The 21982-nt window shown below is 70.7% G+C and carries 21 protein-coding genes; 15 read left to right on the forward strand and 6 right to left on the reverse strand.

Annotated elements, in window-relative coordinates:
* The first annotated feature begins 55 nt into the window (after positions 1-55).
* The 3 genes from MFF30_RS06445 to MFF30_RS06455 are packed head-to-tail and all read left to right on the forward strand — an operon-like array spanning position 56 to position 3659.
* Positions 56-2287 (forward strand): transglycosylase domain-containing protein, encoded by a 2232-nt coding sequence (locus MFF30_RS06445; protein WP_238277960.1) that lies wholly within the window; start codon positions 56-58, stop codon positions 2285-2287.
* Positions 2288-2292: 5 nt separating this feature from the next.
* Positions 2293-3027, forward strand: coding sequence for a DUF1214 domain-containing protein (locus MFF30_RS06450; protein WP_238277962.1), 735 nt, complete (start codon positions 2293-2295; stop codon positions 3025-3027).
* On the forward strand, positions 3024-3659 hold the full coding sequence (locus MFF30_RS06455; protein ID WP_238277964.1) for a DUF1254 domain-containing protein: 636 nt from the start codon (positions 3024-3026) through the stop codon (positions 3657-3659). Before MFF30_RS06450 ends, MFF30_RS06455 begins: the two co-directional genes overlap by 4 nt.
* Positions 3660-3672: 13 nt before the next feature.
* Here the strand turns inward: MFF30_RS06455 and MFF30_RS06460 are convergent, their stop codons facing one another.
* Together MFF30_RS06460 and MFF30_RS06465 are read right to left on the reverse strand one after the other, a co-directional pair.
* Positions 3673-4503 carry a hypothetical protein gene (locus MFF30_RS06460; RefSeq protein WP_238277966.1) on the reverse strand — a complete coding sequence of 277 codons (831 nt, stop codon included), beginning with the start codon at positions 4501-4503 and terminating at the stop codon, positions 3673-3675.
* A gap of 23 nt (positions 4504-4526) precedes the next feature.
* Complete coding sequence (locus MFF30_RS06465; RefSeq protein WP_238277968.1) at positions 4527-4739, reverse strand: hypothetical protein; 213 nt, start codon at positions 4737-4739, stop codon at positions 4527-4529.
* 503 nt (positions 4740-5242) lie between these two features.
* On the opposite strand from MFF30_RS06465, the gene MFF30_RS06470 reads away from it, so the two are divergent.
* The 4 genes from MFF30_RS06470 (at position 5243) to MFF30_RS06485 (ending at position 7010) form a co-directional block, all read left to right on the forward strand.
* Complete coding sequence (locus MFF30_RS06470) at positions 5243-5536, forward strand: hypothetical protein (RefSeq protein WP_373320857.1); 294 nt, start codon at positions 5243-5245, stop codon at positions 5534-5536.
* A gap of 69 nt (positions 5537-5605) precedes the next feature.
* Positions 5606-6556, forward strand: coding sequence for a glutathione synthase (gene gshB, locus MFF30_RS06475; protein ID WP_238277969.1), 951 nt, complete (start codon positions 5606-5608; stop codon positions 6554-6556).
* A gap of 78 nt (positions 6557-6634) precedes the next feature.
* Positions 6635-6820: a hypothetical protein gene (locus MFF30_RS06480; RefSeq protein ID WP_238277971.1), complete on the forward strand. Its 186-nt coding sequence runs from the start codon at positions 6635-6637 to the stop codon at positions 6818-6820.
* Between the two features lie 43 nt (positions 6821-6863).
* Positions 6864-7010, forward strand: coding sequence for a hypothetical protein (locus tag MFF30_RS06485; RefSeq protein WP_238277973.1), 147 nt, complete (start codon positions 6864-6866; stop codon positions 7008-7010).
* 66 nt (positions 7011-7076) lie between these two features.
* Here MFF30_RS06485 and MFF30_RS06490 read toward each other — a convergent pair whose 3' ends face one another.
* Together MFF30_RS06490 and MFF30_RS06495 are read right to left on the reverse strand one after the other, a co-directional pair.
* Positions 7077-8621 carry a cation:proton antiporter gene (locus tag MFF30_RS06490; protein WP_238277975.1) on the reverse strand — a complete coding sequence of 515 codons (1545 nt, stop codon included), beginning with the start codon at positions 8619-8621 and terminating at the stop codon, positions 7077-7079.
* Positions 8622-8713: 92 nt separating this feature from the next.
* Positions 8714-9256 carry an OsmC family protein gene (locus MFF30_RS06495; RefSeq protein WP_238277977.1) on the reverse strand — a complete coding sequence of 181 codons (543 nt, stop codon included), beginning with the start codon at positions 9254-9256 and terminating at the stop codon, positions 8714-8716.
* Between the two features lie 174 nt (positions 9257-9430).
* Here MFF30_RS06495 and MFF30_RS06500 point away from each other — a divergent pair, with 174 nt between their 5' ends.
* The 3 genes from MFF30_RS06500 to MFF30_RS06510 all read left to right on the forward strand — a co-directional run bounded on the left by MFF30_RS06500 (position 9431) and on the right by MFF30_RS06510 (position 13972).
* Entirely contained in the window at positions 9431-10330 is a 900-nt protein-coding gene (locus tag MFF30_RS06500) for a cell envelope integrity EipB family protein (RefSeq protein ID WP_238277978.1), read from the forward strand.
* Between the two features lie 275 nt (positions 10331-10605).
* Entirely contained in the window at positions 10606-11181 is a 576-nt protein-coding gene (locus MFF30_RS06505; RefSeq protein ID WP_238277980.1) for a PilZ domain-containing protein, read from the forward strand.
* Positions 11182-11485: 304 nt separating this feature from the next.
* A complete protein-coding gene (locus MFF30_RS06510; protein WP_238277982.1) occupies positions 11486-13972 on the forward strand; it encodes a putative bifunctional diguanylate cyclase/phosphodiesterase in 2487 nt (828 codons plus the stop codon).
* On the opposite strand, the gene MFF30_RS06515 is transcribed toward MFF30_RS06510, so the two are convergent.
* Positions 13947-15338 carry a flavin monoamine oxidase family protein gene (locus MFF30_RS06515; RefSeq protein WP_238277984.1) on the reverse strand — a complete coding sequence of 464 codons (1392 nt, stop codon included), beginning with the start codon at positions 15336-15338 and terminating at the stop codon, positions 13947-13949. The two genes, MFF30_RS06510 and MFF30_RS06515, sit on opposite strands and share 26 nt — an antisense overlap.
* 299 nt (positions 15339-15637) lie before the next feature.
* Here MFF30_RS06515 and MFF30_RS06520 point away from each other — a divergent pair, with 299 nt between their 5' ends.
* A complete protein-coding gene (locus tag MFF30_RS06520) occupies positions 15638-16354 on the forward strand; it encodes a sulfate transporter family protein (RefSeq protein WP_238277986.1) in 717 nt (238 codons plus the stop codon).
* 170 nt (positions 16355-16524) lie between these two features.
* Entirely contained in the window at positions 16525-17664 is a 1140-nt protein-coding gene (locus MFF30_RS06525; protein ID WP_238277988.1) for a complex I NDUFA9 subunit family protein, read from the forward strand.
* 45 nt (positions 17665-17709) lie between these two features.
* Here MFF30_RS06525 and MFF30_RS06530 read toward each other — a convergent pair whose 3' ends face one another.
* A complete protein-coding gene (locus MFF30_RS06530) occupies positions 17710-18816 on the reverse strand; it encodes a helix-turn-helix transcriptional regulator (RefSeq protein WP_238277990.1) in 1107 nt (368 codons plus the stop codon).
* A gap of 272 nt (positions 18817-19088) precedes the next feature.
* Between MFF30_RS06530 and MFF30_RS06535 the strand changes: the two genes are divergently transcribed.
* From MFF30_RS06535 to gltX, 3 genes are all read left to right on the forward strand, one after another.
* On the forward strand, positions 19089-19274 hold the full coding sequence (locus tag MFF30_RS06535; RefSeq protein ID WP_238277992.1) for a hypothetical protein: 186 nt from the start codon (positions 19089-19091) through the stop codon (positions 19272-19274).
* Between the two features lie 412 nt (positions 19275-19686).
* On the forward strand, positions 19687-20235 hold the full coding sequence (locus MFF30_RS06540) for a 2-thiouracil desulfurase family protein (RefSeq protein ID WP_238277994.1): 549 nt from the start codon (positions 19687-19689) through the stop codon (positions 20233-20235).
* Positions 20236-20536: 301 nt separating this feature from the next.
* Positions 20537-21883 (forward strand): glutamate--tRNA ligase, encoded by a 1347-nt coding sequence (gene gltX / locus MFF30_RS06545; RefSeq protein WP_238277996.1) that lies wholly within the window; start codon positions 20537-20539, stop codon positions 21881-21883.
* Positions 21884-21982: the final 99 nt, after the last annotated feature.

Raw genomic sequence — 21982 nt, forward strand, 5'->3', positions numbered from 1 at the left:
GGATCGTCGGGCCCGCCCACGCGCCGGTGCCGGGTGCTCAAGGACTGGAACACAGGTGCGCCTGCCCAAAGCGACCTCGCTGACGACCCGAATCAAGCACGCCGCCCTGGCCTTCGACGCCTGGGTGAACGCGAGCCTGTACGATGGCGGCCGCACGGCCGGGGAGACCTACGAGCGCTTCCAGGAGCGCATGAACGTCTTCGCGGTCCGCGGCTGGAAGCGGGTCGCCCTCGACCTGACCAGCGAGGGCGTGACGATCGGCACCGCCGGCGCCGTGCTGATGCTGGCGCTCGCCCAATCCGCCTTCAACCAGACCAGCGACAACTGGCTCAAGGCCCAGGACCTGGCCGTGACCTTCCTCGACCGCTACGGCACCGAGGTCGGCCGGCGCGGCATCAAGCACGACGATTCGCTCAAGCTCGACGATTTTCCCGACATCATGATCAAGGCCCTGGTCTCGACGGAAGACAGGCGCTTCTACGAGCACTGGGGCATCGATCCGATCGGCACGGCCCGTGCCCTTGTCTCGAATTCGCGCGGCGGCGGCAACACCCAGGGCGGCTCGTCGATCACCCAGCAGCTCGCCAAGAACCTGTTCCTCACGAACGAGCGCTCCATCGAGCGCAAGATCAACGAGGCCTTCCTGGCGCTCTGGCTGGAGAGCCACCTCACCAAGAACGAGATCCTGAAGCTCTACCTCGACCGGGCCTACATGGGCGGCGGCACCTTCGGCGCCGTGGCGGCGGCGGATTATTATTTCGGCAAGCCGCTCAAGGACATCAGCCTGGCCGAGGCCGCGATGCTGGCCGGTCTGTTCAAGGCGCCGACGAAGTACGCGCCCCACGTGAACCTGCCGGCGGCGCGCGCCCGCGCGGCCGACGTGCTGCACAACATGGTCGAGGCCGGCTTCGTCACGGAAGGGCAGATCCAGACGGCCCTGCGCAATCCGGCGACGCCCGTGACCCGTACCCGCGACATCACGGCGGATTATTACCTCGACTGGGCCTTCGGCGAGATCAAGCAGATGGCCGATGCGGGCCGCTTCCGCAACGACCGGGTGCTCACCGTCAAGACGCCCCTCGACCTCACCATCCAGCGCAAGGCCGACGAGGTGGTGCAGGGCACCCTGCGCCGCTTCGGCGACCAGTACGAGGTGGACGAGGCCGCGATGGTGATCCTCGATCCGGACGGGGCCCTGCGCGCCATGGTGGGCGGCGCCGATTACGGCGAGAGCCAGTTCAACCGCGCCACCGACGCGCTCCGCCAGCCCGGCTCATCGTTCAAGCCCTACGTCTACGCGGCGGGCCTGGCCGCCGGCCTGTACCGGCCCGACACCCGCGTGGTCGACCGCCCGGTCTGCATCGGCAACTGGTGCCCGCAGAACTACGGGCGCTCCTTCTCGGGCGCCACGACCCTCACCGTCGCGGTGGCCAAATCCATCAACACCATCCCGATCCAGGTCTCGATCGCGCTGGGCAAGGCCATGGGCATCTCCCACGAGGCGCGGGCGGCGGCGGCCGGGCGCAAGAAGATCATCGAGACGGCGCACGCCATGGGCATCACCACCCAGCTCACCGATTCCGTCTCGCTGCCCATCGGCTCGGCCGAGGTGAACGTCATCGACCAGGCGGCCGGCTACGCGGTGTTCGCCAATGGCGGACGGAAAGCCAAACCCTACGCGGCGATGGAGGTGAAGAATTCCTCCGGCGAGGTGATCTACCGGCACGCGGATGAGCCGATGCCGCAGGTGCTGTCGACCCAAGTGGTCGGCGACATGAACTTCATGCTCACCAAGGTCGTCGAGGAGGGTACCGGCAAGCGCGCGGCCCTGGAGGGCATCAAGGTGGCGGGCAAGTCCGGCACCACGAACGCCTACCGCGATGCGTGGTTCGTCGGCTACACGGGCAACTTCGTCGGTGCCGTCTGGTTCGGCAACGACGATCACACCTCCACCAACAAGATGACCGGCGGCTCGCTGCCCGCCATGACCTGGCACGACGTGATGGAGGTGGCCCACCAGGGCATCGAACTCAAGCCCATGCCGGGCCTGAAGGATCCCGGGCGCGCGGTCGCCCAGTCGGGTCCGAGTGCGGCGCCCGTCAACGCGGCGGCGAGCGCGGCCGGCAAGCTCTCGCGGCGCTCGTTCGAGGTCATCGGCAGCATGAACGGCCTGTTCCGGCAGGTCGAGAAGACTTCGGAGAAGACCTCCGCCCTGCGTCCCGTGAGTGCGCCGGGCGACCTCGCCGAAGGGGCCCGCACGGTCGGCGGCCGCATCGGCATCCCGTAACCGGCATGCGCATGACATTGGCCGACACGGTCGCGCGCCTGCGCCCGGCCCGACCCGCGTTCCCCGAGCCCCGTTCCGGATCGGGCGGCGCGGACGCCCCGCGCCCCGGGCCCGGCCGGCGCGTAGCCGACCTCCTGCGCGACGGGGGCCGGCGGGCCTCCACCGTCACGCTGGTGCTCTACGCCCTGGCGCTCGGCGCCGGACTCGGGCTCCTCACCGCCGATTACGCCACCCGGGGCGGCTATCCCTTCGGCGGCGTGCGCGTGGGTGCCTGGACCGCCTGGCCGCGGGTCGGCTCCCCGGGGGCGGACCCGTATGCCCGCGCGGTCAACGCCCGGCGCGGTGAGATTCCCTTGACGATCGGCGAGGGCATGCTGCTCACCGCCGACCAGGACGATACCGGCCGCGCCCTCGACGCCGCTTGCACCTACGCGGTGGCGGGGGTGACGCCGCCCGCCCGGGCCTGGACCCTGACGGTGGCCGGTCGCGGCGCACGCGAGCCGGGACCGATACCCATGCGCGAAGGCTTCACCGCCACCGAGATTCTGCGCGAGACCGACGGACGCTTCGTGATCACCCTCTCGCCCGAGGTGCAACCGGGGAACTGGCTGCCGATGCCCCGCCCGCGCGGCCCTGTACGGCTGGCGCTTCGCCTCTACGACACGCCCGTTGCGGCGAGCGCGGGCAACCTCGACCGCTCGGCTGTGCCGGCCATCACCCGGGGAGCCTGCGCCGAATGAGCCCGCGCGGACGCTTTCTGCTGGCGACCCTGGCGGGCCTCGTGCTCGCCGGGCTGGTGCACGGGGTCGTGGTGCTGCTGATCCCGCGCCTGTCGGAGACGGACGCGCTGTCGCGGGCCCGCTCCAGCGAGGCCCTGGACCACCCGATGCCGGTCAACACCGTCTCGGCCGGCGATGCGGCGGGCCAGGCGCCAGGTCAGGCAGCCGGCCAGGCCCCGGGTCGAGCCGAGACCTGGCTCCCGATTCCCGACCCCTCGGTGGCGGTGGGGCTCTGCGCCTACGACCTCGCCGACGGGCCGATGCGGGTCTCGGCCCGCACGGGGCCGCTGATGATGTCGCTCGCGGTGCACGGGCGCCGGGGCGCCTTCTACGCGGTCACCGATCAGGCGGCGGTGCGGGGCGCCCTCGACCTCGTGGTGCTCACCCGCGCCCAGTACGACGAGGCGCTGGCCAATGCGGACGAGGACGAGGTCAGCCACGATGTCCGCATCGTCGCCCCGGAGACCCGGGGCTACGTGGTGGTGCGGGTGATCGCCGCCCTGCCGAGCCAGCGCCCGGCCGCCGACGCGGCTGTCCAGGCCGTCTCCTGCACGGTCGACAGTCCGGCCGAGGATGCCAAGCCGGGCGGTTGAGCGTGGCCCGGGCTCAATACTTGGCGATGACGGGAGCCGCTGCGACGGGCGCTGCCACGAGGTCGGCCTCCGGCAGGAGGCCGCAGCGGATCTCGGCCTCCGGCGGCACCAGGGGGTCGAGGATCGGCCGGCGTCCGTCCAGGGCCGCGAGGGTGCGCTCCACCTGAACCGCTTCCGGCCCCGGCGCCTCGATCAGGAGGTGCTCCAGGGCGTAGCGGTAGCCGGCCGCCCGCAGGCCGGTCTCCAGGCGGACCCAGGCGATCAGACAGCGGTTCTCGGCCACACGCATGGCGGCGTGCCGGACATCGCGGTCGTCGAGCGTCTTCACGAAGGGCAGGCTGCGCAGGCGCAGCGCATCCGCCTCCTTCACCCGTGCGGCCAGGGCGGCGAATTGCGGGATCAGGCGGGCGTCGGTGCCGATATCCTCCGACAGGCGGCGATAACGCGAGACCGGCGAGCGGAAGGCGTCTCCCATCAGGGTGTCGTGGTAGTCGGCCGGGTCGGCCGTGCGCCAGGAGGGGGGCAGCAGGCGGCTGCGTGTGAGGTTGGCCAGCACGTCGGTGAAGGCGTCGCGCCCGGCCGCGGGCATCAGGAAGCGCCAGGCCCGGTCGCGCAAGCTCCGCTCGTCGTCCGTGAAGGGAAAGGCGGATGCCGGCTCCGAGCGCTCCCGCGCGGCCAGGGTGCCGGTGGTCTCGACGAGGCTGTTCCACGCGCTCGGCTTGGAGCGCCCGAAATCTCCCTCCTGCGCGCAGCCGGAGAGGAGCGCGAACAGGGCGAGACCGGCCGGGCCGGGCCGCCACGGCGGACGGGCGCTGGGCCGGCCCGTGTCGAAGTTGGGCGACATGCGGGCCTTGCGTGGGGTGCGATTCAGGAGCGGCGGCGCAGGCGCGGCGCGGGGGCGTCCGCCTCGGGACTCCGCTCGTAGCGCACGCCCGTGAAGAGCAAGATGGCGCCCCGGGGGGCATCCGCATCCGGGCGCCGGAAGCGGCGGCCGGTGGGGGGGAGCGCCACCACGGTGGCCGTGGGACGCTCGGCAAGGCGCTCGGGGCCTCGCGTCGGGTGCAACCTGTCGGAGTTCATCGGCTCTTTTCCGATCCCATTCGTCCTCTGGGCGATCCGTCACCGGGTTTCGCCGCCCCCGCCTCCGGGCGTTCCGGCGTACCGGGGGGGCCGGCAGAGATCAGCATGGGGTGGTTAACGGAATGTTGCCGTGGGCCGCCTCGGCCGAGCTTACCCGGCGCGCCGTCGCACCCAGCGGGCGTGCCCCGCCCGAGTGTGTTTTTTCTGCCACGCTCGCGCTCAATCGAGCTGGCGCGTCATTTGCATGGCGGATGAATGCCCATGGCGGGCATTTCCTCCCTTGCACTCGGCCCCGCTCGCCCGGCGAGCGGGGCTTTTTTGTGCGGGCGGCTCGGATCCGCTTTCCCGCCGGGCAGGGAGCGGCGGGAACACCCGGCGCCCGAGGCGCTTGCTAAGGGCGGGGCAGGCCCGATATTCCGGCAGCTTCCGAGCGAAGGCTCGCGCCACGTCCCGACGCCGTTTCATCCAGATGCCATCTCATTCGCAACGAAGGACGCCGCAGCATGCGCGTGGTTACCGCACGACCCTCGAGTTCGACCGTCTGCCTCGGCAGGGTCCTCAAGATTGCGCCGTTCGCCCTGCTGATGCTGGCGGCCAACCCTGCCCAGGCCCAGCGCGAGGACCAGGGCCTCCAGCTCGGCTGCGCGAACGATTACTTCCGCCTCTGCGCCGGGGTCGATCCCAACAGCACCGATGCGGAGCGCTGCATGGAGCGCAACCGCCCGCGCCTCTCCCCCGAGTGCAAGAACGCCATCGGTGACTACGATCGGCGCACCGGCGGCCGGTCGCAGAAATAGGCGGGGGCCCTCCGGCATCGCGGGCGTCGTGCACGGCCGGGGCAGGTTCCAGGACGGAGATGTGAAACCATGGCCCTGACCGTCGCAGTCCAGATGGACCCGATCCAGGCGATCCGGATCGCCGGAGACACCACTTTCGCCCTGCTGCTGGAGGCGCAGGCCCGCGGGCACCGGCTCCTGCACTACACTCCCGACCGGCTGTCGATGCAGGGCAACACGGTGACGGCGCGGGTCGAGGCCCTGACGGTGCAGGACGTCGAGGGGGCGCACGCCACCCTCGGTGCGCCTGAGCGCATCGACCTGTCGGGTGTCGACGTGGTCCTGATGCGCCAGGATCCGCCCTTCGACATGGCCTACATCACCGCCACCCACATGCTGGAGCGCATCCATCCGCGCACCCTGGTGGTGAACAACCCGTCGGAGGTGCGCAACGCGCCCGAGAAGTTGTTCGTCCTTGATTTCCCCGAACTGATGCCGCCGACGCTGATCACCCGCGACAAGGCGGAGATCGAGGCCTTCCGGGCCGAGCACGGCGCCATCGTGATGAAGCCGCTCCACGGCCATGGCGGTGCGGCGGTGTTCCGGGTGCTGCCGGAGGACGCGAATTTCGGCTCGATGTTCGACCTGTTCTCGGTGACCTTCCGCGAGCAATGGGTGGTGCAGCGCTTCCTGCCGCGCATCACCGAGGGCGACAAGCGCATCATCCTCGTCGACGGCGAGCCGATGGGGGCCATCAACCGGGTGCCGGCCCTCAACGACATCCGCTCCAACATGGTGCGGGGCGGGGCGGCGGCGGCCTCCGACCTCACCGAGCGCGAGCGCGCCATCTGTGCGAGCATCGGTCCCGAACTGCGCCGGCGCGGCCTCATCCTGGTCGGCATCGACGTCATCGACGGAAACCTGACCGAGATCAACGTGACCTCGCCCACCGGCATCCGGGCGATCAAGCGCCTCGGCGGGCCCGACCTCGCGATCTCGGTCTGGGACGCGATCGAGGGGCGGCTCGGCGTGGTGGGCTGAGCGTCGGGCGCGGCGCGCGCCGGCCCCCGCATGCCGATCGGTTGATCTCAAACATCGGGCAAGCGCTGGAACGAGCGCGTGAAGCTTGTCGCGACCCTGTTCAACTCCGTGGCCATCGTCACGCTTGCGGCCGCGCTGATCAATCCCATCGCGAGCAAGCACGACGATGTCCTGGCCGATGGCGGAGGAATTTTGCTTCTCGGCGCGGCGTCCTCACATATTGTCGGACAGATCGTGCTGACGTTCTTTCGAGCCGAGGCGTGAGCGCCATGACATACGGGTATGCGCTTCCGGGTATGCGCTTCAGGTGGCGGGAATCATCGCCGGGATGTCCGTGGCCTGCCTGACCGCCCTGACGATCGCCCCGACGATCTTCGACCGCCATACGCGTGCCGATGCCGCGCGCGCGACGGTGGAGGCCGGCAAGGTGCAGGACCGCCATCGGGCCGTTTAGCGGACCCGCTGCGCCGGGTTAATCCGACCCCTCCGGCTTCGGTGCGTAGATCCAGATGGTGTACTCTCAATTCTCCCCGCGCGGGGTCGCGTTCATCTCGGCCCAGTCGAACTCCTCCTCCAGCACGTAGTAGGCGTCGTCGCCGATGTCGCCGGAGCGGCGCAGGGCCAGCACCCGGTCGCGCGCCGCCTCGATGGCGCGCCGCCGGGCGGCGTCGGCGGGCAGCGCTTCGGAGGCGAAGCCCGTGTCGCGGGCCTCGGCCTGCTCCAGGGCGACGCGGAACTCCTCACGCAGGGCCTCGGACGGGGCGTCCCCGGCATTCGTCAGGGTCTCGAGGGCGGCGCGGTAGGCCTCGGTCCGGCCGTGCCCGATCTCGCGACCGACGGGGTCGTTGTCCTCCAGGCCGAGGCGGCCGAGCAGGAGGCGCAGGGTCAGTCCCTGGATCGTGAGCGTGCCGATGATCACGCAGAAGGCGGTGAGCACGATGAGGTCGCGGTAGGGAAAGCCCGGATCGCCGTCGGGCAGGGCCAGCGCCGTCGCGATGGTGACGATCCCGCGCATGCCCGCCCAGGACACCGCGATGCCGGCCGAGAGGCCACGGTCGCGGGTCGCGGTGCCGTCGGCGCCGAGGCGGGCGAGGTGCGCCGTCGGCAGGACCCAGAGGAAGCGCACCACCACCACGGTGAGAAACACCGCTGCGCCGACCAGGGCGTAGGAGACCTGCTGCGCGTGGGTCAGGCGCTCCAGGATCGGTCCGATCTGCAGGCCGATCAGCACGAAGGCGAGCACGTTGAGCACGAACACCGCCGTGTCCCAGACGGCGTAGGACACGATGCGGGTGCGCGGCGGCGTGTGTCCGGGGGCGATGCGCGCCACCGTGATGGCGAAGGTGACGACGGTGAGCACCCCGGACAGGTGGACGTGCTCGGCGCCGATCCAGATCCCGAAGGCGGCCACGAACTGCAGCACGATGACGCTCGGCGCATCGGCGACCGGGCGCGTGGCGGCGCTGTAGAGCAGGGCGAGGACCGGCCCGGCGATGAGGCTGCCGAGGATGCCGACGACGAAGGTCGGCCCGATCTCGGCGACCGAGAACGTACCGGAGACCGCCGCAGTGACGCCGAGGCGGTAGATCAGCAGCGAGCCGGCATCGTTGAGCAGGCTCTCGCCGCGCAGGATCGTGGTGAGGCGATGGGGCAGGGTGACGTGGCGCAGCACCGAGAGGGCAGCGACCGCGTCAGGGGGCGCCACCACAGCGCCGAGGACGATGCAGGCGGCCCAGGGCATGTCGGGCACGAGCCACTTCACCATCACGGCCACGGCCGCCGTGGTCGCCACCACGGCGCCGAAGGCGAGGCCGGCGATCGGCCGCCAATGGGTGCGCAGGTCCCGCACCGAGGTGTCGTAACCCGCATCCAGCAGGACCGGCGCCAGGAACAGGGCCAGGGCCAGGTCCGGATCGAGGACGAGGTTGGGCACCGCCGGAACGAAGGCGAGGCCGATTCCGCCCAGCGCCAGGAACACCGGATAGGGGGCGCCCAACCGCCGGGCGAGGCCCGCCAGGAGTACGGCGCCGAACAGGACGCCGACGATCCACTCGAAAATCATCATGTCGTCGAAAGCACACCATCGCGGCGCCCGGGCGCGGCGCCGGGCGGGGCACCGGGATCACGGACCCCGATGGAGAAAGCCGCCGGCGCGGATCAGTCCTGCGCGGACCTGGCGTCCCGCGCAGCGGAAGGTCGGGCGAGCGCGACGGCGAGCTCCGGCTTGTGGTTCAGGGTCTGGAACACGACGCAGTAGCGCTCGGTCAGCTTCAGGAGCTGGTCGAGCTGTTCCTGGGGGGCGTCGGTGTCGAGCGCGAAGGCGAGACGGATCGCCTGGAAGCCCACGGGCGCCTGCCGGTCGACCCCCAGGGTGCCGCGGAAATCGAGGTCGCCCTCCGCGCTCACCGTACCGGAGCGCAGGTCGACGCCGATCGCGGTCGCGACCGCCTTCAGGGTCACGCCCGCGCAGGCCACCAGTGCCTCGAGCAGCATGTCGCCCGAGCAAAGTTCGGCGCCGGAGCCGCCGGTGGCCGGGTGCAGGCCCGCCACCGCGAGGGCGCGGCCCGTCTCGACCTTGCAGGCGATGGAGGTGTCGTCGAGGCTCCCCCGGGCTCGCAGAGTCACCACGGCCGAGTCCGGGGCGGTCCGGTAGCGGTCCTTGATCGGGGCCTGGAGCGAGCGCAGGGTATCGGCATCCATCGGCATATCCTTCCCGTCGATTGATCTTGCCGTCGATTGGTCTTGGTTCCGGCACGGGGAAATCTAGGGCGCGTCGCGCGGCCGGCGAACCTCGCTTGACCCGGCCCCATGCCCTATCTGAGGGGGGGCCGGCGGATGTCCGCACCCGCCGGGCCGGTTCTGTCAGGAGAGTCCATGCATCGTTCAAGCGTGCTTGCCCGTGCGGCGAAGGCATCGATCGCCGTCCGGAGCACCGTGTGTCCGGGCGTCGCCGGCATCCTGCTCTGCGCGAGCGCGGCGGGCGCCGCTGCCCCGATCTCACTGGCCAACCACCGGGCGGTGTACGATCTCTCCCTGGCCGAGAGCAGCGGCACGCGTGCCGTGGAGAGCGCGCGCGGGCGCATCGTCATCGATTTCACGGGGGATGCCTGCAAGGGCTACACGATGCAGACCCGGCAGGTGACGGTGCTGGAGAGCGGAGAGACGGGGAGCCGGACCTCCGACCTGCGCAACACCACCTTCGAGAGTGGCGACGGGCGCAGCTACCGCTTCAAAACCAGCACGGTCCTCAACGGTACGCCGGGCCAGTCCGTGGACGGCACGGCCGAGGCGGCGCCCGATCTCCTGAAGGTCAAGCTGAAGGAGCCCAAGCGCGACCAGTTCCAGGACACGGGCGAGATCCTGTTCCCCACCGTCCACATGCGGCGGCTGATCCAAGCGGCGCGCGAGGGCCTGAGCACGGTCTCGGTCAAGGTCTTCGACGGCTCGGACGACGGACGCAAGGTCTACGACACCCTGGCGGTCATCGGGCGCCAAGCCCCGGCCCCCGGAAGCAGCCCGGCGCCCGGAGACAAGGGCGGCGATCGGGACAAGCCGCTCCGGGACGGCGCGATGGCCGCCCTGCCGCGCTGGCCCGTGACCTTGAGCTACTACATCCCCGGCCAAGGCGAGCGCACACCGGTCTACGTGCTCAGTTTCGATCTCTATGAGAACGGTGTCAGCGGTGCGCTGCGGCTCAATTACGGCGAGTTTGCCGTGGTCGGCGATCTGACCCGGCTCGAGACGATGCCGACGGCGAGCGATTGCCAGCCCTGAGGCTCGGTCCAAAGCCTCGTCCGAGTGGCTGATCCAAGTGGCCGGCGCCGGTCCGGCGACACCGGGCGGGTTTCCGCGCCATCCGCGATCGCATCATCGCCCTTCGAGCGTGGCGACGGATCGTCATAGCGCTTGCCCGCGTGGCTCCCGCTCGCGGCGGCGCTACCGGTGCGTCCGATGCATAGGATGCCGGCGATCACTCAAATTCTTCGCACTTCCATAAAGAAATCTCCGAGGAGAACGATCTTAGGTCAGTCTGCAACTCCAGGCGGCACATGGACGATCCTCTGAACGGAAATCACACGCGGCTGATCCTGCCGGCACTCTGCTGGAGCCGGTACAGACCAGACTTCTATGCGGTGACGACGGACCTGTCCGTCGCCGGCCTGCGTTTCCGTGCTGCTTCGATCCCCGGCCTCGGTGAGACGCTGACCTGTAGCCTTCGCCATGCGGGCACGCTGGAAGTGCTCGTCGTCCATTGCAACAAGGCGGCGTTCGTCGCCCGTGTCACGCGTGCCGACGTCGCGATCCCCGTAATGGTTCGGCGCCTGTTGGACCTCGCCGAGGACCAAGACAGTGATCCGACGCCGCGCCGCGTTCATCCGCGCTTCGTGCCGGACCGCCCCGACATTCTCGTGACGACGGCCTCGGGTGTTCAGGTCCCGGGCCGGCTCATCAATGTCTCCGCCTCCGGCGCCGCCCTGCAAGTGGATATCCGGCTGGAACCCGGCATGCAGATCACCCTCGGCCGCACCCCCGCCACGGTCGCGCGTCGCTTTGAGGACGGCATCGGCGCCGCCTTCCTGGAGCCCCTGGCGCGCGAGAATATCGGCCCGCATGTCAGCCTGTAGGGGGCTGGGAACCCGGGTCGAACGGGAGGGTGCCCGGTCGGGCCGCCGTGCGTCTTCAGCCGCCGGGGACCCAACTTTCAAGGGCCAGGATTTCGAGAATCCAACTTCTAGGCTGGCGGATGGGCGTACGATTAAGACTCTATCAAAAGGCAGTCTCTAGCCTGCTGACCGGACCATTAGCCGGTGACCTTTACGATGCGGCGCTCGGACGACACGAACACCACGATTAGGGCGCACGAATCCGCGCCCTCGGATTGCGCCAAGGGCGGTCCGACAAGCCGTGCCGCTTGAGGCGATGGCATCGATGTCGTCCCTTCCCACTTCGCCCGTGGCGGCGGTTCCTGCGGCGCTGACGCCCGCGCTGCTGCGCATGCCCGAGCCAGCCTGGAGCCGCCGGGCCGACAATCCGGTGCGCGAGCCGGTTTCCGCGCCGCCCGCGAGCACAGATCCGGATTCGGGCGGGGATTCGATATCCGACCGCTACGAACTGGAAGTCCGGGCCGCACATCTCGACGACGCGCTGGACCTCGCGCCCTCCATCGCCCTGCTCCACACGATGATGGCCGCCACGGTGTTCTTCCTGTTCGCGGATCAGGCGAGCCCGGTCTACCTGGCGGTCCTGTTCCTCGCGGTCGCCCTGCCGTCCGCGATCGCCACCATCGGGGCACGGAGGTATCGCCGTCGGCGTCCGGGAAAGGCGGAGATCGCCACCGGCCGGCGCGTGGCCGCCCTGATCGCCCTGAGTCTGGGCTGTGCCTGGAGCACCATGCCGCCGGTGCTCTTCGCCTCCTCGGATACCACCCACAAGATGTACGTGGTGGGTCTCTGCGCCAGTCTCATTGCCACGACCTATACGTTCGGAGCTTTCCGCGGCCTCGGCCTGCTGTTCTCCGTGCCGATCGCCTTGGCGAGCTTCGCTGCCCTGTTCGGCGCAGGTGGCCTCGCGGCCCAGACAGTCGCCGTCATGCTGCTGATCTCCGCTCTGTTCGTCATCGTCACCGCCGGGCGTCTCTCGCGCCTGTCGCGGGAGCGGATCCTGGACCGGATCCGGGTGGGCGAGCAGAACGAGACCATCAGCCTGCTGCTTCATGATTTCGAGGAGAATACGAGCGACTGGCTCTGGGAGACCGACGCGAAGGAGCGCCTCCAGCACGTCTCCGAGCGCATCGCGCAGGTTGCGGGCGAGTCCGTGGCGGCGCTGCGAAACGCCCCCTTCGAGGCCCTGTTCGTCGGCACCCGCCGGCCTCGCCCGATGGGCGACGACATCGCGGAGATTCTCTCCCTCATGGCGGAACGCAAGGCGTTCCGCGAGCGGGTGGTCGAAGTCACGATGCGCGGCACGACGCGGTGGTGGCGTCTCAGCGGCAGGCCGATCATCGACCGGGACGGCCACTTCCTCGGTTTTCGCGGCGTCGGCTCCGACATCAGCGAGACCCGCCAGTCGGAGGCGCGGATCGCCTACCTGGCGAGCTACGATTCCCTGACCGGGCTCGCCAACCGTGCTCGGTTCCACGATGCGGCGACTCAGGCCTGTGCCCCCGCCGCGCTGCGGGAGCGCCCCTCCGCCCTGCTCTACCTCGACCTCGACGGCTTCAAGTTCGTCAACGACACCTTCGGCCACGCCCTCGGCGACGTGCTGCTGACCCGCGTGGCCCAGCGGCTGACCCGGGCGGTGCCCCCGGACGCCCTGGTTTCGCGCCTGGGCGGCGACGAGTTCGCCATCCTGATCGCCTCCAGGAGCGAGCCGGAGGTGGTCGCCCTCGGCGAACGCCTGATCGAAATCCTGAGCGCGCCCTACACCCTCGGCGGGGTCCAGGTGGAGATCGGCGCCAGTGTCGGCGTCGCGCGGGCTCCTGAAGATGCCCAGAGCCCGGAGGCGCTTCTCTGCAAGGCCGATCTCGCACTCTACCGGGCCAAGGCCAACGGCCGTGGCAAGGTCAGCCTGTTCGCGCCGGACCTCGAAATCTCGGTCCGCCTGCGGCGCGACCTGGAGGCCGACCTCAAGCGCGCCCTCGTACAGGGCGAGTTCAGCCTCCACTACCAGCCCCTGATCGGCCTGTCGGACGGCCGGGTCCGTACCTTCGAGGCCCTGTTGCGCTGGACCCGCCAGTCGGGCGCCGCCGTCTCGCCGGCCGATTTCGTGCCCGTGGCCGAAGCCTCGGGCCTGATCACCGAGATCGGCCGCTGGGTGCTGATCCAGGCCTGCCGCGAGGCGGCGCGCTGGCCGGCGGACATTCGGCTCGCCGTGAACATCTCGCCGATCCAGTTCCGGAACACCGACCTCCTGACCGACGTGACGGATGCGCTGCGCGCGAGCGGCCTGGCGCCCCACCGCCTGGAGATCGAGGTCACCGAATCCGTGTTCTTCGAAATGAACGCGACGACCATCGGCAACCTGAACGAATTGCGGGCCCTCGGCATTCGCGTGGCGCTCGACGATTTCGGCACAGGCTACTCGTCGCTGAGCTACCTGATCCGGTTCCCCGTGGACAAGATCAAGATCGACCGCTCCTTCATCAAGGAGATGGGCAGCCGGCCCGAGTGCCTGGCGATCATCGAGGCGATCCTGACCCTGGCGCACAAGCTGGCGATCACCGTCACCGCCGAGGGCGTCGAGACGGTCGAGCAGGCGCAGATGCTCAAGGCGAGCCGCTGCGACGACATCCAGGGCTTCCTGTTCAGCCCCGGGAGGCCGGCCGACGCGATCCCGCACCTGATCGCGCACCTGCCGGTCCGGTTCGCGGAGATCTTCCCGATCCTGCCGGTCACCTTCCGGAAGGTTGTGGCCTGAGGGCGCGACGGCCGGCGGGCCGATCCGTGCCCTCCCGGCGCCGTCGACGTTCCGGGCACCGACAGCCTGAGAGGCTGTCGGCCACGGCCTCGCCCGCCCGCTGGCCCTCCTCGTAGGCGCCCCCCGCGGTGCCCCATTGCAGGCGCGACAGTGCCTCGCCGGCGAACCAGACCCGGTCCGCCACGGGGGCCTGGAGTGCGGCGCGCGCGCCCGCATGGCCGGGCGGCACCACCGCCCAGGACCCGCGCGCGAACGGGTCGTGGCGCCAATCGCTCACCGCCGGAATGCTCAGGTCGTGCAGGGCGCGGGCGCCGAAATGCGCGGCGAGCGTCGTCCGCACGAGGCGGCGGACCCCGTCCGGCCCGGCCCGGCGGGCGTCGAGGGCGGCGGCCATGGGCGCGTCGAGTTCGAAGAAGTGGAACGGCGTGCCGTCGATCCGGGTCAGGAGGCCGGGGCTCGCGTCCCGCCCGCCCACGAGGCTCGCGAGCCTGTCCGCCCCCCGGAACGGGCAGGAGGGCCAGTGCAGCACCGCGTGCTCGTAGATGCCGGTCGTGAATCCCCTGATCGCTCCCTCGACCTCCGGGGGGAGGGCGGGGGTGAAGAGGGGGGTGGCCCGCAGCACCATGGTGGGAACCGTGACGATGACGGCCCGGGCCGCGAAGCTGCGGGAGCCCGCGCACACCCGCACGCCCGGGCCCCCCCAGTCGATGCCGGTGACCGGCGTCCCAAGGGCGACCGGCAGGCCCTGCGCGAGGCGCGCGAGGTAGCCGCCATAGCCGCCGGCGATGAAGCAGTTGTCGCCGTATTCCATGCTGGGGAAATCCTGCAGGGAGACCCGGTCGAGGCCCTGCCCGGAGACGAGGCCGTGGACGCGCTCCACCCGGCGGCCCCAGGGGCCGAGGCCCGGCGGCAGGGCGGTGGCGGCCGCCCGGTCCGGCCCTGGCCAGGTCGCCTGGGTGCTCATGGCCCGGTCGGCGATCGCGAAGGCACGGCCGAGGGCCGCCGCCTCCGCCGGACGGCCGTGCCGGCGCCCGACCCAGAGGTGGCTGTCCTGCGCCGCCACCCGCAGGGGCTCGCCCCGCGCGGTGCCGAGCCGCACCAGCGGGTTGATCGGTCCCGCATGCAGCCAGTGCCCGCCGAGATCGACGGCGTGACCCCGCAGGGACACGGTCACGAGCCGTCCGCCGACCCGGTCGCGCGCCTCCAGCACCGCCACCCGGACCCCGCGCGCCGTCAGTGCGCGCGCCGCCGCGATGCCGGCGGCGCCCGCCCCGACGACGATCACCTCGGGATCGTCGGGCAGGGGCGCCAACCGCGGCGCGATGCTCGGACGCCAGCGTTCGTGCTCGGGGCGGGACGTCCTCATGGATGACGGTCTCGTTCCTGTCTGAAAGGTGGTGACGGGCCTAGCAGAGGGCGGTGGCCGGCGACACCGCGCCGCCGGTCGCAATCCCGTCACACGACAGAAAACTCAAGCGTCCAGGGTTGCCGCGAATCATCGTCCCGCGCCTGCGGGACGGCCGGGGAAGAGATGGCCCGCACTTGCGCCCGCGCACGGCCATAGCCAGAACCTTTGGCCAGAACCTCGGGACACGGTGCGTGCGGGGGCGACGCAGGCCGGGCCCTCACGACCGGACCGACTTCGAGACGACGGGATTCTCAGGTATGCTCATCCAGGCCGCCTTCGCCGCCGCCCGGCAGGTGTTCTCCGCCCCCTTGCGCGCGATCCTGTGGAAGTCCCTCGGGCTCACGGCGGGCATCCTCGTCCTCGTCTGGTTCGGGCTGACGCGGGCGATCAACTGGTTCCTGTCCCAGCACCACCTCTCGGTGGATTATCCCTTCCTCGACACCCTGGCGGTGTTCTTCGCCGGCGCCGGCCTGTTCGTGGGGCTGGCCTACATCATGCCGGCGGTGTCGATCCTGGTGGCGGGCTACTTCCTCGACGATGCGGCCGAGATCGTCGAGCGGACGGATTTCCCCGGCGATCCGCCGGGCCTTGCCCTGCCCCTCGGCACCGCGATGTTCTACGCGGTGCGCTTCGCCGGCCTCGCCCTGCTGGTGAACCTCGTGGCGCTGATCCTGTTCTTCGTGCCGGGGGTCAATCTCGTGGCGTTCTTCGGCGCCAACGCCTACCTGCTGTCGCGCGAGTATTTCGAACTCGCCGCCGGGCGCTTCCGGCCGATGGCGGAGGCCGGCGCCATGCGGCGCCACTACAGCGGCACCACCCTCCTCGCCGGCGTGCTGCTCGCCGGCCTCATGGTGGTGCCGGTGCTCAACCTCGTCACCCCGCTCTTCGGCATCGCCCTGATGGTGCACGTCCACAAGGGCCTGAGCCGGCGCACCCCAGTCGCGGGCCCGCAGGCCCAGGCGCGCCTGCGCTGAGGGCCGCCTTCGCCCCCGGAACAGCCGGGTCCGAATTTCACCGCGCGGCCTCCCGTCTTGCCGGGAAGTGGTCTAGATACGGTGCATCAGGCTACGGACCGGCGTCGATCCGCGCTTCCCTCGGGGTGCCGGATGATGCACGGGGGCCGCATTTCGAGACGTAACGCGCGATGACCGGCTTCGAGACCCTTCCGCTGACCCGCCCCGCCGCGCAGCTCGTCACCGTGTTCGGCGGGTCCGGCTTCCTTGGGCGCCACGTCGTCCGGGCGCTCGCCAAGCGCGGCTACCGCATCCGGGTTGCTGTGCGCCGGCCGGACCTCGCGCTGTTCCTGCAGCCGCTGGGCAAGGTCGGCCAGATCGTGGCCGTGCAGGCCAACCTGCGTTACCCCGACTCGATCGCCCAGGCGGTCCACGGGGCCGACATCGTCGTCAACCTCGTGGGCATCCTGCAGGAGACCGGCAAGCAGCGCTTCGCGCAGCTGCAGGCCGAGGGCGCGGGCGCCATCGCCCGAGCGGCGGCGGCCGTCGGCGCGCCGGTGGTCCACGTCTCGGCCATCGGGGCGGATGCGGATTCCACTTCGCAGTACGCCCGCACCAAGGCGCTGGGCGAGGCCAAGGTGGCCGAGGCCGGCGGCGCCCACGTGATCCTGCGCCCCTCCCTGGTGTTCGGGCCAGGCGACAGCTTCTTCAACCGCTTCGCGTCGCTGGCCCGGGCCCTGCCGGTGCTGCCGCTCGCGGGCGCCGAGACGCGCTTCCAGCCGGTCTACGTCGCCGACGTGGCGGAGGCCGTGACGCGCGCCGTGGAGGGCCACGTTCCGGCGGGCCGGGTCTATGAGCTCGGCGGCCCCGAGGTCGAGACCCTGGACGCCCTGGTGCGCTACATGCTCAAGGTGACGCTGCGCAAGCGCGCGGTGGTGGCCCTGCCGCTGCCGGCGGCCCTGCTCCAGGCCCGCGCCCTGGAGGTGGTCGACACCCTGACCCTCGGCCTCTTGCCGGACGCCCTCAAGCTCACCCGCGATCAGGTCACCCTGCTCCAGACCGACAACGTCGTGTCCGAGGCCGCCAAGGCCGAGGGCCGCACCCTGGAGGGCATCGGCCTCCAGCCCACCGCCATGGAGGCGGTGGTGCCGGGCTACCTCTGGCGCTTCCGCAAGGCGGGCCAGTTCGCCAAGGTGCAGGACTTCGAGAGCGCCATCCCCGAGACCCTGGCGCCGAAGCCCTTCGTGCCGCGCAGCGGCAGTGGCCCCGCCCTGGGCCCGGATTCGAATGCCCCGAGCCGGATGGGGGTTCGCTGGGGCACGCGGGGGTAAGGGGGCGGATCGGCCCCGGCCTCGCGCCGCCCGACCCGTCGTGCCCTACAGCAGGGTGTCGAGGCGGGCGACGATGACCGCGAGTTCGCTCTGCCGGCCGATGCCGAGTTTGGCGTAAACGGCCTTGAGTTGGCTGCGCACGGTGTGCTCGCTGACCTCGATCTGCCGCGCGGCGTCCCGGGGGCTGTGCCCGCGCCCGACCAGCATGGCGACCTGCGCCTCGGCCTGGGTCAGGCCGAGCTGGACGAGCTTGGGGGCGATGGAGGCGATGATGGCCGCGAACGGGCTCTGGATCAGCAGCAGCAGGCCCTGATCGACGCCGAGGACCTCCGCGCCCCGGAGGGGCAGGCCGCTCACCAGGATGGGCCGGGTGCGCTCCGCGCCCTGAATGAAGCAGGCGCGCGGGCCGTCCCCGGGCGGCACGCCGAGGAAGGCGGCCAGGAGGGCGGCGAGCTTGGGGCGCTCCTTCGGGTTCAGGGGCTCCGGGGGGCGTCCGATCCGGACGCGCAGGTGCCGGCCGATCAGCCCTTCGGCGGCGGCGGAAACGGCGCGGACCTGTCCGCCCGCATCGAGCTCGATCAGGCCGATCCCCGCCCCGTCGATCAGCGTGTCGAGGGTGTGGGCGCGGGCGCACGTGGCCGTGAAGGCCGCTGTCATCCGGAAGGCGCGCGTGACGTGGGGGCCGAGGACGCGGAGCCGCTCGAGTTCGGCCCCGTCGAAGGCGCCCCGATTCAGGGCGCGCGGCACGCTCAGGGCCAGGCTGTGCGGGCTGCGGAAGTCGGAGGCGATGTAGCCGCCGAGATTTCCGAGGCCGTGCCGGGCGAAGAAATCCTGGAAGAACGGGTCGGACCTCGTCTCGCCCGGCGCGAACAGGTGTTCGTCGACGACGATCGAGCCGGGCCCCAACCGCAGCGTCCGCGCGCGGGCGATGCGCGTGTCCCGCTGCCACCAGGTCCGGCCATACTCCGCACCGACGGCGTCGAGGGCCTGCGAGTGGGTGGTCCGCGCCGTCCGTGCCGGATCGTGGGACACGAGGACGGCGCCCCGCCCGCCGACCGCGCGCGCGACCCGGTCGAGCACGTCGGGCCACAGGTCCGGATCGAGGACCGCATCGTAGGACAAGTCGATGATGGATTGGAGCTCAGTGCTCACCGCGCCGGATCTCCAGTGTCCAAATCCCCGATCCGTGGAAATCGGACACCATGCGGTTTTTCAAGTCAATCGACGTTCCGTAAACTGGCGCGCATTGCGTTTCACCTGTGTCGTTCGGGACGAAACCGGAGCCACCCAAAGCGACATGTAGAATTTCGCCACGCCGCGCCGCGCCAGTAGGCACGGCGTCCGACTCGAAACCCGCGCCGAACGAAACCTCGTGATGCCGGGGCCCGGACCCTCGGCCTCCAGCCCACCGCCAGGGAGGCGGTGTGCCGGGCGATCTCCGGCGCTTCCGCAAGGCGGGTCCGTCCGCCAAGGGGCAGGCGTTCGAGGGCGCCATCCCCGAGACCCTGGCGCTGAGCCCCTTCGTGGGGCGCAGCGGCAGCGGCCCTGCCCTGGGGCCGGATTCGAGTGTCCCGAGCTGGATGGGGGTGCGGTGGGGGACGCGGGGGTGAGAACTGCTTTGAGCGCCGGCAACCCGCGAGCGGGCGCCTAAGCTAAACTGTCGTTTTTCGAAGTCGATGTCAGCCGGAGGTGGATGACCGCTTGCTAAGCGGGGCCGGCGATGGTCACAGTCGATGTCGCTGGCAGTCAGAGTCGGTGTCAGCAGGTCGCACTTCTTTCGAAGTGGATGTCGGCAGATGGCGGAGCGGGCACCTGACTTGAGCCTTATCCCCGGACCGCGCTGGCAGGAAACGGAGCGGCGCACGGCGGTGCTTCGCCCTCCGGCCGCCCTACCGGTCTGTTCCCGCGCGCAGGCCCGCGCAGCAGCAGCCACGTTGGGCGTGACCGAACGGCAAGTGTAACGCTTGCTTCGCAGATCCTCGCTGCTCTATCGGAGCGATACGGTTTCCCGGACCCGCATCTATGATCCCCCAAGTCGGAAACGGCGATTTGCAGCGAGCCGCGATCGAGCCGGCCAAGGTGCTGGTGAGCGCCTGCCTGATGGGTAGGCCCGTTCGCTACAACGGCTCTGCCAAAGCCCTCTCGCATCCGCTGTTGGAAAGACTGGCGGCGGAGGGAAGGTTGGTCGTCGTCTGCCCCGAATTATCTGCCGGCTTCAGCGTCCCGCGTCCTGCTGCCGAGATCGCGGACGGATGCGATGGCGATGCAGTCTTGACCGGCACGGCGAAGGTGATCGAGGCGACGGGCGGTGACGTTACGGGCCTCTATATCGCGGGGGCTCACGCCGCGCTGAAACTTGCCGTCGAGAACGGGTGCCGGTTCGCGCTCTTGATCGATGGAAGCCCCTCGTGCGGCAGCGGGTTCATCTACGACGGCAGCTTCGGCGCGACGAAGCACGCGGGATCCGGAGTCACTGCCGCGCTTTTGCGCCAGCACGGCATCGAAGTATTTGCGGATTGTCAGATCGAGGCGCTCGAACATCGGCTGACATCGGCTCCGACACCCCGCTGACATCGACTTCGAAAACGACATAAACCTACAGTTTCTATATATAGTAGTCGTGGAAAACGATCGTTTCCCGGACATCTCGGCATGATCGGTTGCCAGCGTCGCGGAACGGCGCTCCCGATGTCGGAAAAATATGTCAGGTTTCCAAATGTCGGGTAATCGCTGCCGTAGGGCGACGAGGTCGGAAAACACTTCGGCGCCTGTTGGCACCGTTCAGCGTCAAAGTCTGCCTTCCAGACAGCCCTGCGGAGTGCGCCTACCCAGGGACTAGCCCACCCCCCACGCCCCACCCTAAAAGACCCCCATGACCACTGCCCCCCTCGTGCGCTTCGCGCCGTCCCCCACCGGCTACCTGCATATCGGCAATGCCCGGCCCGCCCTGCTGAACGCGCTGTTCGCCCGCGCCCGGGGTGGGCGCTTCCTGCTGCGGCTCGACGACACCGACCGGGAGCGCTCGACGCAAGCCTTCGCGGACGCGGTGTCCGAGGATCTGGCCTGGCTCGGGATCGTGCCCGACCTGTTCGCGCGGCAATCCGACCGGGTGGCGCGCCACGACGCGGCCGCCGAACGGCTCAAGGCCCTGGGCCGGCTCTACCCCTGCTACGAGACGCAAGAGGAACTGGAGCGGCGGCGCCGGCGCCAGCTCGGGCGCGGCCAGCCGCCGATCTACGACCGGGCGGCCCTGAGCCTCACGGAGGCCGAGCGCGCCGCGCTCGAAGCGGAGGGCCGCCACCCCCACTGGCGCTTCAAGCTCGACGTGCGCACCGTGGCCTGGACCGACCTCGTGCGGGGCGAGGCCCATGTGGATTGCGCCTCGCTCTCCGACCCCGTCCTCATCCGCGCCGACGGCAGCTACCTCTACACCCTGCCCTCCGTGGTGGACGACGCCGAGATGGGCATCACCCACGTCATCCGGGGCGAGGACCACGTCACCAACACCGGCGTGCAGGTGCAGATCTTCGAGGCCCTGGACGCTCCGGTCCCGGTCTTCGGCCACCACAACCTCCTGACCACGGCGGACGGGGAGGGGCTCTCGAAGCGCCTCGGCCACCTCTCGCTGCGGGGCCTGCGCGAGGCCGGCTACGAGCCGGGCGCCGTGCGCTCCCTCGCGGTGCTCACGGGCTCGGCGGAATCGGTGCGCGCCGTGGCGGGGCTCGACGAACTGGCCGCCCTCGTCGATCTGGCGCAGATCTCGCGGGCGCCGGCGAAGTTCGACCCGCACGAGCTCGACGGGCTCAACGCCCGCCTCGTCCATGCCATGCCCTACGCCGAGGTGGCCGAGCGGCTGACGGCCCTCGGCGTGCCGCCGGAGCGCGCCGAGTCGTTCTGGGCGACGGTGCGGCCCAACCTCGCCAAGGTCTCGGAGGCCGGCGACTGGTGGCGCGTCGTCGCCGGGCCCGTGACCCCGGTCCTGCCCGATCCGACCTTCATCGGGGCCGCCGCCGCCCTCCTGCCGGCCGAGCCCTGGGACGGCGAGACCTGGAAAGCCTGGACGAACGCCGTGAAGGCCGCCACGGGGGCCAAGGGCAAGGCGCTGTTCATGCCGCTGCGCCTCGCGATCACCGGCCTGGAGCACGGGCCGGACCTCGCCGGCTTGCTGCCGCTGATCGGCCGGGACGCGGTGCTCCGCCGGCTGGCCGGGGCGGCCTGACGCGCAGGCGCCCCTTGCGGTCCACGCGCACCCGCCCCGCCGACACGGGTGGCTGTCGCCGGCGGGCCGGCGCGCCTATATGCGGATCCAACGCATTTT

Origin of the sequence: Methylobacterium goesingense (genome assembly GCF_022179225.1) — a bacterium.
GTDB classification, from domain to species: Bacteria; Pseudomonadota; Alphaproteobacteria; order Rhizobiales; family Beijerinckiaceae; genus Methylobacterium; species Methylobacterium goesingense.

What these genes read in the sequence shown, in the direction of transcription:
- gshB (WP_238277969.1), top strand. Translation starts at nt 5,606, where the DNA reads ATGGCCCTGACCGTCGCAGTCCAGATGGACCCGATCCAGGCGATCCGG.
- MFF30_RS06510 (WP_238277982.1), top strand. Translation starts at nt 11,486, where the DNA reads ATGTCGTCCCTTCCCACTTCGCCCGTGGCGGCGGTTCCTGCGGCGCTG.
- MFF30_RS06500 (WP_238277978.1), top strand. Translation starts at nt 9,431, where the DNA reads ATGCATCGTTCAAGCGTGCTTGCCCGTGCGGCGAAGGCATCGATCGCC.
- MFF30_RS06465 (WP_238277968.1), bottom strand. Translation starts at nt 4,739, where the DNA reads ATGAACTCCGACAGGTTGCACCCGACGCGAGGCCCCGAGCGCCTTGCC.
- MFF30_RS06525 (WP_238277988.1), top strand. Translation starts at nt 16,525, where the DNA reads ATGACCGGCTTCGAGACCCTTCCGCTGACCCGCCCCGCCGCGCAGCTC.
- gltX (WP_238277996.1), top strand. Translation starts at nt 20,537, where the DNA reads ATGACCACTGCCCCCCTCGTGCGCTTCGCGCCGTCCCCCACCGGCTAC.
- MFF30_RS06540 (WP_238277994.1), top strand. Translation starts at nt 19,687, where the DNA reads ATGATCCCCCAAGTCGGAAACGGCGATTTGCAGCGAGCCGCGATCGAG.
- MFF30_RS06455 (WP_238277964.1), top strand. Translation starts at nt 3,024, where the DNA reads ATGAGCCCGCGCGGACGCTTTCTGCTGGCGACCCTGGCGGGCCTCGTG.
- MFF30_RS06470 (WP_373320857.1), top strand. Translation starts at nt 5,243, where the DNA reads ATGCGCGTGGTTACCGCACGACCCTCGAGTTCGACCGTCTGCCTCGGC.
- MFF30_RS06505 (WP_238277980.1), top strand. Translation starts at nt 10,606, where the DNA reads ATGGACGATCCTCTGAACGGAAATCACACGCGGCTGATCCTGCCGGCA.
- MFF30_RS06495 (WP_238277977.1), bottom strand. Translation starts at nt 9,256, where the DNA reads ATGGATGCCGATACCCTGCGCTCGCTCCAGGCCCCGATCAAGGACCGC.
- MFF30_RS06520 (WP_238277986.1), top strand. Translation starts at nt 15,638, where the DNA reads ATGCTCATCCAGGCCGCCTTCGCCGCCGCCCGGCAGGTGTTCTCCGCC.
- MFF30_RS06450 (WP_238277962.1), top strand. Translation starts at nt 2,293, where the DNA reads ATGCGCATGACATTGGCCGACACGGTCGCGCGCCTGCGCCCGGCCCGA.
- MFF30_RS06460 (WP_238277966.1), bottom strand. Translation starts at nt 4,503, where the DNA reads ATGTCGCCCAACTTCGACACGGGCCGGCCCAGCGCCCGTCCGCCGTGG.
- MFF30_RS06490 (WP_238277975.1), bottom strand. Translation starts at nt 8,621, where the DNA reads ATGATGATTTTCGAGTGGATCGTCGGCGTCCTGTTCGGCGCCGTACTC.
- MFF30_RS06515 (WP_238277984.1), bottom strand. Translation starts at nt 15,338, where the DNA reads ATGAGGACGTCCCGCCCCGAGCACGAACGCTGGCGTCCGAGCATCGCG.